At 39.7% G+C, this 17,256-nt stretch carries 10 protein-coding genes; 2 read left to right on the top strand and 8 right to left on the bottom strand.

Going from position 1 to position 17,256, the window contains the following annotated elements:
- Positions 1 to 199 precede the first annotated feature (199 nt).
- Together gltB and EGI31_RS00640 are read left to right on the top strand one after the other, a co-directional pair.
- Positions 200 to 4,747, top strand: coding sequence for a glutamate synthase large subunit (gene gltB / locus EGI31_RS00635; protein WP_255035180.1), 4,548 nt, complete (start codon positions 200 to 202; stop codon positions 4,745 to 4,747).
- A 38-nt stretch (positions 4,748 to 4,785) separates the two neighbouring features.
- Positions 4,786 to 6,300: a glutamate synthase subunit beta gene (locus tag EGI31_RS00640; RefSeq protein WP_255035182.1), complete on the top strand. Its 1,515-nt coding sequence runs from the start codon at positions 4,786 to 4,788 to the stop codon at positions 6,298 to 6,300.
- A gap of 69 nt (positions 6,301 to 6,369) precedes the next feature.
- On the opposite strand, the gene EGI31_RS00645 is transcribed toward EGI31_RS00640, so the two are convergent.
- The 8 genes from EGI31_RS00645 to EGI31_RS00680 all read right to left on the bottom strand — a co-directional run bounded on the left by EGI31_RS00645 (position 6,370) and on the right by EGI31_RS00680 (position 17,130).
- Positions 6,370 to 8,739, bottom strand: coding sequence for an aldehyde dehydrogenase family protein (locus EGI31_RS00645; protein WP_255035183.1), 2,370 nt, complete (start codon positions 8,737 to 8,739; stop codon positions 6,370 to 6,372).
- Positions 8,740 to 9,006: 267 nt separating this feature from the next.
- Complete coding sequence (gene deoC, locus EGI31_RS00650; RefSeq protein WP_255035184.1) at positions 9,007 to 9,960, bottom strand: deoxyribose-phosphate aldolase; 954 nt, start codon at positions 9,958 to 9,960, stop codon at positions 9,007 to 9,009.
- A 347-nt stretch (positions 9,961 to 10,307) separates the two neighbouring features.
- Positions 10,308 to 11,474, bottom strand: a complete 1,167-nt coding sequence (locus EGI31_RS00655; protein ID WP_255035185.1) for a phosphopentomutase — start codon at positions 11,472 to 11,474, stop codon at positions 10,308 to 10,310.
- Positions 11,475 to 11,638: 164 nt separating this feature from the next.
- Positions 11,639 to 11,833, bottom strand: coding sequence for a hypothetical protein (locus EGI31_RS00660; RefSeq protein ID WP_255035186.1), 195 nt, complete (start codon positions 11,831 to 11,833; stop codon positions 11,639 to 11,641).
- A 138-nt stretch (positions 11,834 to 11,971) separates the two neighbouring features.
- Complete coding sequence (locus tag EGI31_RS00665) at positions 11,972 to 12,208, bottom strand: type II toxin-antitoxin system HicA family toxin (RefSeq protein WP_255035187.1); 237 nt, start codon at positions 12,206 to 12,208, stop codon at positions 11,972 to 11,974.
- 9 nt (positions 12,209 to 12,217) lie between these two features.
- Entirely contained in the window at positions 12,218 to 12,439 is a 222-nt protein-coding gene (locus tag EGI31_RS00670; RefSeq protein ID WP_255035188.1) for a 2-oxoisovalerate dehydrogenase, read from the bottom strand.
- Positions 12,440 to 12,613: 174 nt separating this feature from the next.
- The gene (gene carB / locus EGI31_RS00675) at positions 12,614 to 15,454 is read right to left on the bottom strand and encodes a carbamoyl-phosphate synthase large subunit (RefSeq protein WP_255035189.1); all 2,841 of its coding nucleotides are present in this window, start codon (positions 15,452 to 15,454) and stop codon (positions 12,614 to 12,616) included.
- A gap of 296 nt (positions 15,455 to 15,750) precedes the next feature.
- Positions 15,751 to 17,130, bottom strand: coding sequence for an ATP-binding protein (locus tag EGI31_RS00680; RefSeq protein ID WP_255035190.1), 1,380 nt, complete (start codon positions 17,128 to 17,130; stop codon positions 15,751 to 15,753).
- Positions 17,131 to 17,256: the final 126 nt, after the last annotated feature.

The following is a 17,256-nucleotide window of genomic DNA, read 5'->3' on the forward strand; positions in this document are numbered from 1 at the left end:
TACAAAATAATTTCGCATTCATAAAATTTGGCAAATTGTTCATTTGACCTTTCAATTAATTATTAAATTGCGTTGCAGGTTTAATAAAATACTTTATTTTCTGCTTTTCAATAACTTTTATTTTTAGAGGTTTTTTCGGAAAATCTTCGAAACAATCTGACTGAAATTAGAGTACAATATAAAAACTATTTATTAGAAAATGACTCAAATCGATCAAAATCAAGGTCTTTACCTACCCGAGTTTGAACACGATGCCTGCGGTATCGGATTTAGGGCTCACCTCAAGGGAAGAAAGTCGCACCAAATTGTAGCTGACGCCATCCACATGCTCGAGCGTATGGATCACCGCGGTGCTTGTGGTTGTGATCCAAACACGGGTGACGGTGCAGGTATTTTGCTACAGATTCCCCATGAATTTTTATACGAAGAGTGTCTAAATCTTGGTTTTAAACTCCCTCCATTGGGTGATTATGGCCTAGGAATGATTTTCTTTCCGAGCGATGAAAGACAAAGAGAGGAATGCAAAGAGATTTTGAATCGTAAGATTACAAGTCTAGGTTTTGAGTTGTTGGGTTATAGAAAAGTACCTACCCAAAACGAAACCCTTGGTGAAGGTTCGGGCTCTGTAGAACCTTGGGTTGAGCAGTTGTTTATATCAAAAATTGATCCTTTACAAGACAATATAACATTTGAGAGAAAACTTTACGTTTTTAGGCAGTATGCCACTAAGCTTATTCACGAGTCAGTAGATGGTACTAAAGAGCAGTTCTACTTTAGCTCATTATCTTCGAGCACTGTTTCTTACAAAGGACAGTTGACCACTGATCAGTTGAAATATTACTTCCCAGATCTTAAAAATCCGGATGTGGTTTCTGCATTTGCTATTGTTCATTCAAGATTTTCGACCAATACATTTCCTTCTTGGAAATTGGCTCAGCCATTCAGATACATCGCTCATAATGGCGAAATTAATACCGTAAAAGGTAACGTTAACTGGATAAGAGCAGCAGAATCGACCTTCTATTCTGAGTTTTTCACGGAGAAAGAAATGCAAATGATTTTGCCAATCTGTGACAAAGGGAACTCTGACTCTGCACAATTGGATAATGCCATCGAACTCCTTTACCTTTCTGGTCGTTCGTTGCCGCATGTAATGATGATGCTTATTCCTGAAGCTTGGGATGGCAATGAGCACATGGATCCTGTTAGAAAGGCATTTTACGAGTACCATTCAAGTATTATGGAGCCGTGGGACGGTCCTGCATCTATCTCATTTACAGATGGTAAGATAGTTGGAGCTACATTGGATAGAAACGGGCTTCGTCCATCTAGATATTGGGTGCTCAATGACGATACCGTTATAATGGCCTCAGAAGCTGGTGTTTTAGATGTTGATCAATCAAAAGTAATATCAAAAGGTCGTTTGCAGCCAGGTAAAATGTTCGTCGTGGACATGGAGCAAGGCCGAATCATTCCTGACGAAGAACTTAAAGCTGATATCTGTTCTAGACAGCCGTATCAGGAATGGCTAGATGAACACAAAATCAAGATTTCTGAATTGCCTGATTCTATTCGTCCCTATACCCAATACGACGAAAAATCGCTGTTGAAACGTCAGTTGGCCAGTGGATATACCTCCGAAGATTTAAGAATGATTTTAGCTCCTATGGCAGCTTCGGGTGCAGAAGCCATTGGTTCCATGGGAATTGACTCGCCTTTGGCAGTGCTTTCAAACCAAAGTCAGCACATTTCATACTACTTCAAGCAGCTATTCGCTCAGGTGACCAACCCTCCGATAGATTCTATCAGAGAGCGTTCTATTATGTCTTTGATATCTTTTGTGGGTGCGGCTGATAATATTTTGACAGAGTCTCCAAAACACTGCCGTCAGGTGCAATTGGAACAGCCTGTGCTGACCATCAAGCAGTTTGATAAATTGAGATTTGTAGATTACGAAGGTTTTCAGGCAAAAACAATCAATACTTATTTCAACGTTGATGCGGCCAACCCTGCAAAATCTCTTGAGTTTGCTCTGGAAAGAATATGTAGATATGCCGAAGATGCCATAAACGACGGCTTCGAAATCATTATACTTTCTGACCGTGCTATAGATTCTGACCACGCACCAATTCCTTCACTTTTGGCAGTGGCTGCTGTTCATCATTATTTGATTAGAGAAGGCATCAGAGGTAAAGTTGGTATTTTGGTTGAATCTGGAGATATCTGGGAAACACACCATTTTGCTACTTTAATTGGATATGGAGCATCTGGAATTTGTCCGTACATTGCTTTTGAGACCATTTCTGAAATGAACAGAAAAGGTATGATTGATGGTGAATATACTGATGAGCAACTATATAAAAACTACACCAAAGCAGTTGATAAAGAGTTGCTTAAGATTTTCTCTAAAATGGGAATTTCAACACTTCAGTCTTACAGAGGAGCTCAGATTTTTGAATGTATTGGTTTGAATAAATCTGTTGTCGACAGATTCTTTACAGGTACTGTATCTCGTATTGAAGGTTTAGGCTTGGAAGAAATTGCCAAAGAATGCCTCATCCGTCATACCATTGCTTTCCCGAAAGTTTCGGTTCAAAGCGTGAAGAGACTTGAAGTAGGAGGAGTGTATCAGTGGAAACAAAGAGGTGAAAAACACCTTTTCAATCCAGAAACTATTCACTTGCTCCAGCAGTCTGCCAGAATTGGTGAAAAAGACCAAGACAAAGGTTACGAAATATTTAAAAAGTATTCCAAAATAATGAATGATCAGACTGAGCAAGCGATGACTTTGCGTGGTCTGTTGACTTTCAAAAACACCAATCCGATATCGATTGATGAAGTGGAGCCGGTTGAAAACATCCTTAAAAGATTTGCAACAGGTGCCATGTCATTTGGATCTATCTCATGGGAGGCCCACACCACTTTGGCTATTGCTATGAATAGAATAGGTGGACGGTCAAACTCGGGTGAGGGTGGTGAAGACGAAATTCGTTACGCCATACGTGAAAACGGTGATAACCTTAGTTCGAGTATTAAGCAGGTAGCTTCAGGTAGATTCGGTGTAACTTCTTATTACCTAACCAATGCCAAAGAATTACAAATCAAAATGGCTCAAGGTGCTAAACCTGGTGAAGGTGGACAACTACCGGGTCATAAAGTAGATGATTGGATTGGTAGAGTAAGACACTCCACTCCAGGTGTAGGATTAATTTCTCCTCCGCCGCACCACGACATTTACTCTATTGAGGATTTGGCTCAGTTGATATATGACCTGAAAAATGCCAACAGAGATGCTAGGATTTCCGTTAAATTGGTGTCCGAAGCTGGCGTAGGTACAGTGGCTTCCGGTGTGGCTAAAGCCCATGCTGATGTAGTATTGGTGGCAGGATACGATGGAGGAACGGGTGCTTCACCTCTTTCTTCAATTCGTCACGCGGGTTTACCTTGGGAGCTTGGTTTGGCTGAAACACACCAAACTTTGGTAAAAAATAAACTAAGAGGTAGAATCACCGTTCAGGCGGATGGACAGATACGTACGGGTAAAGATATCGTCATTGCTACTTTGTTGGGTGCTGAAGAGTTTGGTGTAGCAACGGCTGCTTTGGTAGCTGTGGGCTGTATAATGATGCGTAAATGTCACCTCAATACTTGCCCTGTTGGTGTTGCTACTCAGAACAAGGAGCTTAGAGCCTTATTTAGTGGAAAACCAGAGCATGTCGTGAATATGTTCCAGTATTTAGCTCAAGAAGTTAGAGAAATAATGGCAGAATTAGGCTTTAGAACCATCAACGAAATGGTTGGTCAGTCGCAGATGCTAGAGAAACGTAATGATATTGAGCATTGGAAAATCAAAAACTTGGATCTTTCTAAAATACTTTATAAAGAGGAAGCTGAAGAGTCGGTGGCACTTTACAAACAAGAAGAGCAAGACCACGGCATAGCCAATGTTTTGGACTGGAAATTGGTTGAAGATGCTCAGGCGGCTTTGAAGAATCAATCGAAAGTAACTGGTGAGTATGTAGTGAATAACCTCAATAGGTCAATAGGAGCCATGCTTTCAAACGAAATATCGAAAGTATACGATGGTGAAGGCCTTCCGGCAGAAACTATCAGCTATAAATTTAGAGGCACAGCTGGACAATCTTTTGGAGCTTTTTCTACCAAAGGTATCAAATTTGAACTAGAAGGTGATGCCAACGATTACTTCGGTAAAGGTCTCTGCGGTGCTGAATTAGTGGTTTATCCTGATAGAAAAGCAACATTCAAACCATCTGAAAATATGGCCGTGGGTAACGTTTCGTTCTATGGAGCTACTTCTGGCGAAGCCTATATCAACGGTATGGCAGGTGAGCGTTTCTGTGTTCGTAACTCAGGTGCTAAAGTGGTGGTAGAAGGCGTTGGTGACCACGGATGTGAGTATATGACCGGTGGGGTGGTTGTAATCCTTGGTGAAACAGGTAAAAACTTTGCGGCTGGTATGAGCGGTGGTTTGGCCTTTATTTATGACACCAAAGGCGATTTTGATTCAAAATGTAATACCGAAATGGTAAATCTGGAAGAATTAGAGTCATCTGATTACGACTTGCTAAGAGAAATGATTGGTAAACAATACGCCAACACCAATAGTGAGGTGGCGAAGTTTATCTTAGACAATTGGGAAACTGAAATTGCGAAGTTTGTAAAAGTGTATCCAACTGATTATAAGAGGATTTTGATGCAAAGAATGGCAGAAAGTGTTGCCGCTTAATTAAAGAATTTCAAATAGATTAATATATTTTTTAGATCATGGGAAAACCAAGTGGTTTTTTAGAATTTGAAAGAAAAGCATCTCAAAAAAGAGATGTAAACGAAAGAAAAAACGATTACAACGAGGTTGAGTTAGGTTATGACCAAGCTCAGACCAAAGATCAGGCCGCTCGTTGTATGGATTGCGGTATTCCGTTTTGTCACAACGGTTGTCCGCTAGGTAACATTATTCCAGAGTTTAACGATGCCGTGTATGATGGTAACTGGCAGTATGCCTACGAGTTGTTATCTTCAACCAACAACTTCCCGGAGTTTACTGGTAGAATATGCCCAGCACCGTGTGAAGCGTCTTGTGTTTTGGGTATCAACAAGCCCGCAGTGGCCATTGAGTACATTGAGAAATCTATCATAGAGAAGGCATTTGAGAATGGCTGGGTAGTACCAGTGGTTCCAAAAAAACGTACGGGCAAATCTGTTGCGGTTATTGGCGGAGGTCCAGCAGGAATGGCTGCGGCTTCTCAGCTCAACAAAGCTGGTCACACGGTGACTTTATACGAAAGAGCAGACCAAATAGGTGGTTTGGTTAGATATGGTATTCCAGATTTCAAGTTAGATAAAAGCATTATTGACAGGCGTTTAGCAGTTATGGAAGCGGAGGGTATTACTTTCAAAACTGGAGTAAACGTAGGAGTTGATATCAAGGCGGGTAAATTGCTCGAGCAATACGATGCAATTGTTCTCACAGGTGGTTCCACGGTTCCTCGTGACGTACAAATAAAGGGCCGTGAACTGAAAGGGATTTATCCAGCCATGGAGTTTTTGAGTCAACAAAACAAAAGAGTGGCAACAGAAAGAGGTAAATCACTCGACTTGGCCAAAGACCACCAAGGTAAAGCTTACCAAAATGGTGAACTTTTGGCTACCGGCAAAAATGTTTTTGTGATTGGTGGAGGAGATACAGGCTCAGATTGCGTGGGCACATCCAACAGACACAAAGCCAAGTCAGTTTCACAAATCGAAATCATGCCGATGCCACCAGCTAGCAGAGCCGAAAGCACCCCATGGCCACAGTGGCCTATGATGCTACGTACTTCCACCTCACATGAGGAAGGTTGTGAGCGTGCATGGAGCGTAAACACGAAAGAATTTATAGGTGACGAAAATGGTAATTTGAAAGCCCTTAAACTGGTGAATATCGAGTGGGTATTGGAAAATGGCCGAATGGTCATGAAGGAAATTGAGGGCTCAGAGAAAGAATATCCAGCCGAGTTGGCTTTGATAGCCGCAGGTTTTCTTCACCCACAAGCCGGTGGTTTGATTGAGGATTTGGGTGTGAAACTCGACAACCGAGGAAACGTGGATGCAACTAATTACCAAACATCAGTTAAGAAGGTTTTTGCTGCTGGAGATATGCGTAGAGGTCAATCCTTAGTGGTTTGGGCCATCTCAGAAGGCCGTGAGGCTGCAAGAGCAGTTGATGAGTATTTGATGGGCTATTCGCTCCTAGAAGCCAAATCTACTCCGATGATTACGGCGGATTATGTGGGTTTGTGATAAATTTCCGAACAAATTATAATAAAAAAGCCATCGGTAGATGGCTTTTTTACATTATTCCCCAATATTTTACGCCCCATAAGGTATCCAAATATTTTTAATCTCAGAAGCATGTCTGAGAAATTCTGTACCTTCTGACTGCTCATTATTCATCCAGTCGCGGTATTTTCCGTAGTTTACCCAAGTTCGTTTCATATTTTCAGCAGAAAGACTTTCAATGTCTTTTGAGCCCTCTTTGCTTCCAAAATACCAAAGTCCTTCTACATCATAATGTTTTGCTAATTCTTTTGCCAAGGTTTCTTTAGGTCCTGAAATGATGTTTACAGTTCCTCCTGGAACATCTGAAGTATCGAGTATTTGATAAAAATCAGTAACACTGAATGGTGCTGATTCTGCAGGAATGACAATCACACTATTTCCTAATGCAATTGAAGGAATTACCGTTGAAATGAATGCCAAAAGTGGTGCTTCTTCTGGACAAACAATTCCCATTACCCCAACTGGCTCAGGCATGGCCAAAGTTACATTCCTTTGAATGGTTTGATGAGCCTGACCATCGTATTTATCAGCATGAGCTGCATAAGTATAGATTCTGTCGATAGACTTTTCTACCTCAGCATCTGCGTCAGTTTTGCTATAACAGCACATTTGAATCAAACGGTTTGAAAATTCAGATTTTCGGGCAGATAAATTTTCGGCGATATAATACAGAACTTGTGCTCTTGCATGTCCTGTCATTTCTGCCCATTTTCCATTGGCATGTGCCGCTTCTACCGCATTTCTGATGTCTTTTCGGCTTCCTTCAGGGGCTTCACCGACTACTTCGCCTTGAGGATTTTTGACAATGATACTGTAACCACTATCTGGTCGAGCCTGTTTGCCGCCAATATACATTTTGGCTGTACGGTCTATGCTATCTGCAATGGTTATTTTTGATTTTTGAATCGCTGGTTTTATCGGTTTATCTGAAAACTGTTCCTCAACTCTGGGTTTCATATATTCAAAAAGGCCTTCTTTTCCACCTTCTCTGCCAAAACCTGATTCTCTGTAGCCACCAAAACCTGAACCAGCGTCAAAAACATTAGTGGAGTTTATCCAAACGGTTCCCGCTTTTACTTTTGGAGCAATATCTAGTGCCAAATTGATGTTTTCCGTCCAAATACTACATGCCAATCCATATCTCGTATTGTTGGCTAATTTTACAGCTTCCTGGTGCGACCTGAAACTCATGGCCACCAAAACTGGCCCAAAAATTTCTTCTTGAGCAATGGTACTTGAAGGCGAAACATGGGTAAATAGGGTAGGAGGATAGAAACAGCCATCTTTCGGGCATTCCCAATTGGGTTGCCACATTTGGTTGCCCTCTGCAACTCCTTTTTGAACCAATTCGTCAATGGTTTTTAATTGTACAGGTGCCACAATGGCCCCAATATCAATGCATTTGTCCATGGCATCACCTACACGCAGCTTTTCCATGCGGGCTTTTATTTTGTCATAAAGCTTGTCTTGAATGCTTTCCTGAACCAAAAGCCTCGAACCCGCACAACAAACCTGACCTTGATTAAACCAAATGGCATCTACAATACCTTCCACAACAGAATCCAGATCAGCGTCTTCGAAAACGATAAATGGCGACTTTCCTCCCAATTCCAAAGAAACTTTTTTACCCGAACCCGCGATGGCTTTTCTGATGATTTTGCCAACTTCAGTAGAGCCAGTGAAAGCAATCTTATTTACATCTTTGTGATTCACCAAGGCTGCCCCAGTAGAGCCTGGACCTGTAATGATATTTACCACTCCTTTGGGCAATCCCACATTTTGACAAATTTCAGCAAACAAAAGTGCAGTCAAAGAAGTGAATTCAGCTGGTTTCAGTACCACAGTATTTCCCATCGCCAAGGCTGGAGCTATTTTCCACGAAAGCATCAAAAGGGGGAAATTCCATGGAATAATCTGGCCAATCACGCCTATTTCTTTATAATCTTTTAGCTCGCTGTCCATCAATTGTGCCCAACCAGCATGGTGATAGAAGTGTCTGGCTACCAACGGAATATCAATGTCACGGGTTTCTCTGATAGGTTTTCCATTGTCAAGAGCTTCCAAAACCGCAAATAATCTAGAGTGCTTTTGGATTTGACGGGCAATGGCATACAAATACCTTGCTCTGGCTCTTCCACCAATTTTCACCCAGTCTTTCAGAGCTTTGTTGGCTGCGGTAACCGCCTCATTGACATCTCCTTCTGAAGCTTCGGCGATATTGGCCAAAACCTGCATGTTAGAAGGATTGATGGTTTCAAAATGCTTTTCGGCTTTTTTCCATTCTCCGTTTATGAACAATTCGAAAGTTCTGTTGTGGGCATCAAGAAATTCATTTGCTTGAGCTGCACTCTCAGGAGCTGGACCGTAAGCCATCGTGTTAAATATTTCTTTTACTTTCATTTCTATATTTTTTCTCGCAAAGTCCCAAAGACGCTAAGGTTTAGACTTTGTTTAATATGATTTATTCTATTCATTACTCTAAATCTGTTGACTGAGCGGAGCCGTTGGCAACGTACTCAAAATCCGTTGACTGAGCGGAGCCGAAGTCAAGAGAATTCATTTCACTTAAAAATCTGTTGACTGAGCGGAGCCGAAGTCAAAAGGTCATAATCTCCAAAATCTGTTGACTGAGCGGAGCCGAAGTCAACAGATTTTGTAAATCTAATTTTATGCCATAGCATGGCGATAACTTGCAGAATATCTGCCTGTTATGTAATGTTCTAGTTGACGTTCGATATCTCCCAAAAGACTACTCGCTCCGAATCTGAAAAGATTAGGTTGCAACCATTCGTCTCCCAATTCCTCTTTCATCAATATCAACCAATCCAAGGCTTGTTTGGCTTTTTGGATTCCACCTGCTGGTTTGTAACCTACTTTGATTCCTGTCAATTCTTGGTATTCTCGAATTGCTCTTATCATCACTAAACTGACTGGTAATGTTGCGTTTACTGCTTCTTTACCTGTGCTGGTTTTTATAAAATCCGAGCCAGCCATCATACTTACCCAGCTTGCTTTCGCTACTTTGGTGTAAGTCGGAATTTCGCCAGTGGCCAATATTGTTTTCATGTGGGCATCGCCACAAGCGGCTCTACAAGCTTTTACTTCATTGTAAAGTTCTTCCCATTTTGAATTAATAACCAATTCGCGGCTGATCACAATATCAATTTCGGTAGCCCCAGCTTCTACAGATTTTTTGATTTCCTCGACTTTCTGTTCAAAAGAAATTTTACCAGCAGGAAATCCTGTTGACACAGCTGCAATTGGAATTCCAGAATTGCCCAAACTTCTTTTAGCATCTTCTATCATGTTATGGTAAACACAAACCGCACCCGTGGTTATGTTGGCATCGGTCATCTCCATGGCTTCCAAAAGGTCTTTTCTGACTGGAGAAATGGCCTTGGCACAGAGGCGTTCTACATTTCCTGCAGTGTCATCGCCTGCCAAAGTGGTCAAATCTATACAAGTGATGGCTTTTAGCAACCATGCGGCTTGAAATTCTTTCTTTACGGTTCTTCGTCCACCCAAACTCGCGGCTCTGCGTTCTACAGCCGAGCGATTGACATTAATGTTTTCGAAGTATTTGGTGTCGAAGGGTATACCTTCATTTCTTATTTCTGTCATTTTAATTTTCATTCTGTTTAAATGAAATACTTTGTGTCGCCTTTCCGGCGGGGAGTTAATTTTTTTCGAAAAAAAGTAACCAAAAAAACATTTTCTGAACCGCACCGGCGGCCCGGAATGATCCTCTGTGAAAATTTGATTTTAAATTTTTCAATTAGTTGAAACTTTTTCAGTAAATCAAATTTTCACAACGGACTGTTCAGACATCAAAGGAACCATTTTATTTATTTCTTTTCACCTAGTGTTAGTCATTTTTGTTATGTGTAAATCCATGAAAATCAGCGTTATTTTCAATATCAGTGCGGCAGCCGTTGCTGTCATCAGCGTGCCATTATTTAGCTCGAAAATTAAACAATCAAACTTAAATAACTCTCACCTTGTGTTTTATATTCAACTTCAAGATACTCAGCTATAGTAGCGGCGATATCGGCAAAGGAGTTTCTTACACCAAAATTAACGCCTTTTTTTATGTTTTTACCTATGTTTAGTATCGGAATGTATTCTCTCGTATGGTCATTGCCATGATGGGTTGGGTCGTTACCGTGGTCTGCTGTGATGATTAGTAAGTCATCCTCTTTCAAATTTTCCAACATTTCAGGCAAATAACTATCAAATTCCTCCAGACATTTGGCATAACCCACCACATCTCTTCTGTGTCCAAAAAGCATATCAAAATCTACCAAATTGGTGAATACAAAGCTTTCACTCGGATTTTTGATGGCCTCTATGGTATCTATAATGCCTTCCAGATTTGTAGCCGTTTTTTTATATCTCGTTATGCCTTTTTCTGCAAAAATATCATTGATTTTACCAATGGCATAAACTCCTTTGCCTTTTTCTTTCAAAACATCCAAAACCGTTTCGGGTGGCAAAATGGCGTAATCTTTTCTTCGGCTGGTGCGGCTGTATTTTCCAGATTCTCCATCAAAAGGTCTGGCTATTACTCTACCCACTTCATATTCGCCCACCAACATTTCTCTAGCTATTTTGCAGATTTCATATTGTCTTTCTATCGGAATTATCCCTTCGTGCATGGCGATTTGAAATACAGAATCTGCTGAGGTATAGACAATTGGAAATCCAGTTTTCACATGTTCATCTCCCAAGTCATCAATTATGGCTGTGCCAGAGGCCGAAATATTTCCCAAAGTTTTTGAACCAATGGCTTTTTCGAAACGCTCAATAAATTCTTTTGGAAAACCATTTTCTGTGAAAGTTGGGAAGGGTTTTTCTAGAATAATTCCAGAAATTTCCCAGTGGCCCGTGGTGGTGTCTTTGCCGGAGGAAACTTCGGCTGCCTTTCCAAAAGCAGCGGTTGGGCTATCTGTTTTGGCTAATTTGTTGGTTAAATCTATATTTCCAAGACCCAGTTTTACCAAGTTAGGTATCTGCAAATCAGGATATTGCTCTGCAATATGGCCTAAAGTATTGCTTCTTACATCGCCATATTTGGCAGCATCTGGCAGTTCGCCAATACCCACGCTATCTAAAACTATTAATATTACTCTTTTCACTATTCAGTCTGTTGAAGCAGTAAAAGTAATGAATTTTATGTTTGGTGGGTTCTTTTTGGGTTATTCGTTGTGGTTGATGGAACATGGATGACACAGATTGGATGGATTTGGACGGATTTTTTCTTTTGAAAGAGGTTAGAAAAGATATAGGAGCCAGTATTCTCCTAGTTAGAAACAAGCTCATATTTTATTTCATTTGGATTATTAAAATGGCAATTAAGTGCATCTTTAATATTGGTTTCTAATTCAAGAAATGAATCACCTTCAGTTATAATTTGCTCATTTTCTAAAATATGAGATTCGGCAAAATATCCACCACTTTCAACGTCTTGTTTTATTTGAAATGTGATTTGTTGCATTGTTTTTTGCTATTTAATATTACTCTTTTCACTATTCAGTTTGTTAAAGTGGTAAAAATAATGAAATTTATGTTTGATGGGTTGGATTGTGGGTTTTTCGTTGTGTTAAGCTACAGGATTGTTTAATCAAGAAAGATTTTATATTAGTTGTCTTACTAATTCTTCGACTTCTATTTCATGATGATTAGCAATGTTTTTTAAAATAGCTTTGAGTGTTCCTATTTTTATTGGGTTATGATTAGGAATGGTTTCAGAATGTTTTCCTCCTTGCTCTGTTTGAATTCGAATATGGCTTCCGGTTTGGCGAATTACTACATAGCCAAATGGCTTTAACTTTTTGATTAATTCTTGTCCTGTGATGTTCTTTAGTAGCATTGGAGATTGTTAAAAGGCAAAAACCTCTTCCCTAGTAAATTTCATAATGACTTTATGAGGCATTTCAAAGGCATTTTCGAAATGACATAACAAAGAATCTTTTATCATTTCTTTCAATTCATCAATTGAGTCGGCTTGGGTTACAATTTGTTCGGACTCTGAAATTTTTGCCTCAGCTATATAACCACCGCTTTCGAAATCTTCTTCAATGTTGAAAATTATCTCAGTCATTTTTTTTAATTTATTTTCAATCACTAATTTAATAGAAAATGTTAATGATTGTAAAATAGTTCATGAATTTATATTGAATACAATGCTTTAAATCGGGATTTTATAATACAAAGTTGAACAAAAAAGCCCCTCGGCAAATACCGAGGGGCTTCAAAATATCATAAAAAGAGATTCTTATCTACTCATGTACATATTCCTTTCAGAATATACTTGTAGGAAGAAATCGTCTGTTAGGTCTTCTATGAAGTAGATGCCTTCGCCAGTTGACTTCATCTCTGGGCCAAGTTCTTTGTTTACGTTCGGGAATTTATTGAACGAGAATACTGGTATTTTGATGGCGTAACCTTCTTTTACTGGCTTGAAATCGAAATCTTTTACTTTGGATCCCAACATTACTTTGGTGGCGTAGTTTACATACGGCTCTTGATAGGCTTTGCATATAAACGGCACCGTGCGTGAGGCTCTTGGGTTGGCTTCTATCACATACACTTTCTCGTCTTTGATAGCAAACTGAATGTTGATCAATCCTTTGGTGTCTAAAGCTATGGCAATACGCTTGGTATATTCTTCTATTTGCTTGATGACGTTTTCGCTCAAATCGAAGGCTGGCAACACTGCGTAAGAGTCACCTGAGTGAATACCTGCAGGCTCGATATGCTCCATGATACCGATAATGTAAGCATCTGTTCCATCACAAATGGCATCCGCTTCGGCTTCTATGGCGTTCTCGAGGAAATGATCCAAAAGAATATTGTTATCAGGAATATCGTTCAAGATTTTCACCACATGTTGCTCCAGTTCGGTCTCGTTGATGACAATTTTCATACTTTGCCCACCCAATACGTAACTTGGACGTACCAAAAGCGGGAAACCAAGTGATTTAGAGACTTCAACGGCTCTATCTGCAGTTCTTACAGTATCAAATGGTGGGTAAGGAATGTCTAATTCTCTCAATTTCTCTGAGAAACGACCTCTGTCTTCGGCCAAATCAAGTGCTTCGTACGAAGTACCAATGATTTTTATACCATATTTAGTGAATTTCTCAGCCATTTTCAAGGCTGTTTGTCCACCTAGCTGTACGATTACACCTTCTGGTTTTTCATGCTCGATGATGTCGAAAACGTTTTCCCAGAAAACTGGCTCAAAGTACAATTTATCTGCAATATCAGGGTCTGTAGAAACCGTTTCAGGGTTACAGTTGATCATGATGGTTTCGTAGCCCATTTCTTTGGCGGCCAATACGCCATGCACGCATGAATAGTCAAACTCAATTCCTTGTCCGATACGGTTTGGACCAGAGCCTAATACTACTATTTTCTTTTTGTCAGATACAATCGACTCATTATCAGGGTTTTCTTCTGATGCGGAGAAGGTAGAGTAGAAGTAAGGCGTTTTCGCCTCAAACTCAGCAGAACAAGTATCGACACATTTAAATACTCTGTTGATACCAAGGCCTTTGCGTTTTGCGGTGACCTCACTTTCTTTACATCTTAGCAAGTGAGCCAATTGTCTGTCGGCATATCCTTTTTGCTTGGCTTCTACCAATATTTCTTTTGGCAATGAATCCAGTCTGAAGGTCTCGATTTTGTGTTCGAGCTGAATCATTTCTTCAATCTGATGCAAAAACCACTTGTCTATTTTGGTCAGTTTCTGAATCGTGTTGAAAGACAGACCAGCTTTGAAGGCATCATAAACGTGGAAAAGTCTATCCCACGAAGGATTGGCCAAGCTATATTTCAATTTCTCCTGATCTCTTTCCTCTCTTCCGTCAGCTCCAAGGCCATTTCTCTTGATTTCAAGCGATTGACAAGCTTTTTGCAAAGCCTCTTGGAAATTACGACCGATACCCATGGTTTCACCCACAGACTTCATCTGTAAGCCCAATCGACGGTCACAGCCAGGGAATTTATCGAAATTCCATCTCGGAACTTTTACTATTACGTAGTCAATGGCTGGTTCGAAAAATGCTGATGTTGAGCCAGTTATCGGGTTAATTAGCTCATCAAGATTATAACCAATCGCCATTTTGGCAGCGATTTTGGCAATTGGGTAACCCGTAGCTTTTGAAGCCAAGGCCGACGAACGGCTCACACGTGGGTTGATTTCGATGGCGATGATTTCGTCTGTGTCAGGATTCAATGAAAACTGCACGTTGCAACCACCAGCAAACTGACCAATGGCGTTCATCATCTTGATGGCCATGTCACGCATTCTTTGATAGATGGTATCAGGAAGCGTCATGGCTGGTGCTACGGTGATAGAGTCACCCGTGTGAACACCCATAGGGTCAAAGTTTTCTATCGTACAGATAATCACAATGTTTTGATTGTGATCACGCAAAAGTTCTAGTTCGTATTCTTTCCAGCCCAAAATAGACTGCTCTACCAAAACCTCATGCACTGGGGAAGCGTGAAGTCCATGATTGAGGGCTGCGTCAAATTCTTCTGGGGTATTTACAAATCCACCACCAGTACCACCAAGCGTGTAAGAAGGACGAATTACCAATGGAAATCCGATTTCTTGGGCGATTTCTTTGCCTTCCAAGAAAGATTTAGCCGTGCGTCCTTTACAAACGCCCACGCCGATTTCTATCATTTTTTGACGGAATAGCTCACGGTCTTCTGTAGTTTCAATGGCTTTAATGTCCACACCGATGATTTCTACACCATATTTTTTCCAGATACCCGCATTATCGCAGTCTATGGCAAGGTTGAGGGCTGTTTGACCACCCATTGTCGGTAAAACATGTGTTATGGGCTTGCCCATTTCTTGATGTTTCGACAATATCTCCTTGATTGATTTCTTTTCGAGAGGCTTTAGATACACATAATCAGCGTTCATCGGGTCTGTCATGATGGTTGCTGGGTTTGAGTTTATCAAAGCAACTTCTATACCTTCTTGTTTGATTGATCTTGCGGCTTGCGACCCTGAGTAGTCAAATTCACATGCTTGGCCTATAACAATGGGTCCTGAACCAATGATTAGGACTGATTTAATGCTAGAATTTTTTGGCATTTTTTTTTGTAGAGTTTCGATTCGATTATCGAAGAACAAAGGTAATACAGAAAGCTGAAACTGGCATAAATTATTTTAGATAAATGGGAAGGTTTTCAAATGGATATAAATATTTTAAGAATTATTTTAAAGAAATATGGTCCATTAAAATCTTAAAGTGGAGGTTTTAGTCGTTTACTTTTTAGCCGAAATAAAAGTTTTCAGCTCATTATAGACAAAACAAAGAACTCAAAGCTGGTTAATATATTTCGGTTAATTCTACTTTTCTTTGTTTTTCGAGTTCTGGGTTTTGATTTCTAGTAACCGATTTTAGTTTTAAGTGTTATTTCTCCAATGTTGTAGCAGTAAACCGAGGCAGGAATAAAAGTAAAAACTAAATCATTAGTCTCTTTCCAGCCAAATTGATCCACGGTGGTTATTAATGCACTTGGAAAATCATTAGAATGACAGAATTGAACTAGACTTTTGAGTTCAGCTGGTTTATTAAAATATCTATTGCTCCATTTGATTTCAACACCCCAAATTGGTTTGTATTTTTTATCGTCCACAAGTACCAAATCAACCTCTCCCTCTTGTCTTCCTTCTTTCCAACGAGCGTATTTCAAATCAAGTTTTTCTCTGTGCATCCATTGAGATAGTACTGCTGTTTCAACCAAATTTCCCATTTCACTATCTATTTCTGAAATAGGAGAAAACAGAGCTGTTCGTAAGGATGGGTTGGTCAAATAGACCTTAAAACTAGTAACCCTTTTTAGCCGTTTGGCATTTATATCCACTTTATTCAATACTTTTATAAGAAAGGCGGCTTCTAGGTACTCTAAATATTTTTTTAAGGTGTCTTTTTGAATGCCACTTTCGTTACTCATGTTTTCATATGAAAATTCGTTTCCTGTATTATAAGCTATGTAAGTAAAAAAACGGTTTAACTCCTGAACATCCCTGATTCCATACAAACTTGGCAAATCTCGCAGTAGAACTTTATCAACGATATCGTTTTTTACATACCTACCCATATCGCTTTGAATTTTTTCCGATAATACAACTTCTGGATAACCTCCAAAATTAAGATAATGAACAAACTCTTCATTAAGGGCCTTTATATCATGGGCTAAGCTATAAGGCATTTGCTTGCTGCCATATTTAATTTCTCCTTTATAGATGTTGTGATTCAGGTTTTTAAGATGAATATATTCCTGAAACGTCAAAGGGGGGAGCATAAAGTCTGTAAATCTTCCCGCTCCACTTTCTGTACTATGCCATTTTAGTGCGGCAGCTGCCGATCCCGAAACTATGAATTTTGTCTCAGGATAAGAGTCGACTAAAATTTTTAGATGGCGTTCCCAATCCTTGAGATATTGTATTTCGTCGAAAAACACAAAACAACCTTTAAGGTCATCTAAGGCAAGTGATTTTTTGCATAAGCTGAGTATGTCTTCCAAGCTTAAGTGAACGTAAATAGGATTGTCTATACCAATAAAGAAGATTTTTTGAGATTCTACGTTTTCGTTAAGTAGTTGTTGAATGCTATGAAATAACATAACAGTTTTACCCACTCGTCGAGGTCCCATGAGTACCAAAGCTCTTCGAATTGTTTTCTCTTTAAGATAAGGATAAAATACATCAAAGTATAGCCGTTTTGCCATGGAACTATACAATTCTGGAATTTTTTTATTCAACCACCAAGGGTTTTCATACCTTAAGCGTTCAAGTATTTTTTCCGTAGGAATAAGACCTGTTTTTGTCATTAATTTTCTTATTTATACAAATATTGTAAAAATAAGTAGAATTAAACCAATTTAAAG

The sequence above is a fragment of the Lacihabitans soyangensis genome (assembly GCF_024343775.1).
Lineage (GTDB): Bacteria > Bacteroidota > Bacteroidia > Cytophagales > Spirosomataceae > Leadbetterella > Leadbetterella soyangensis.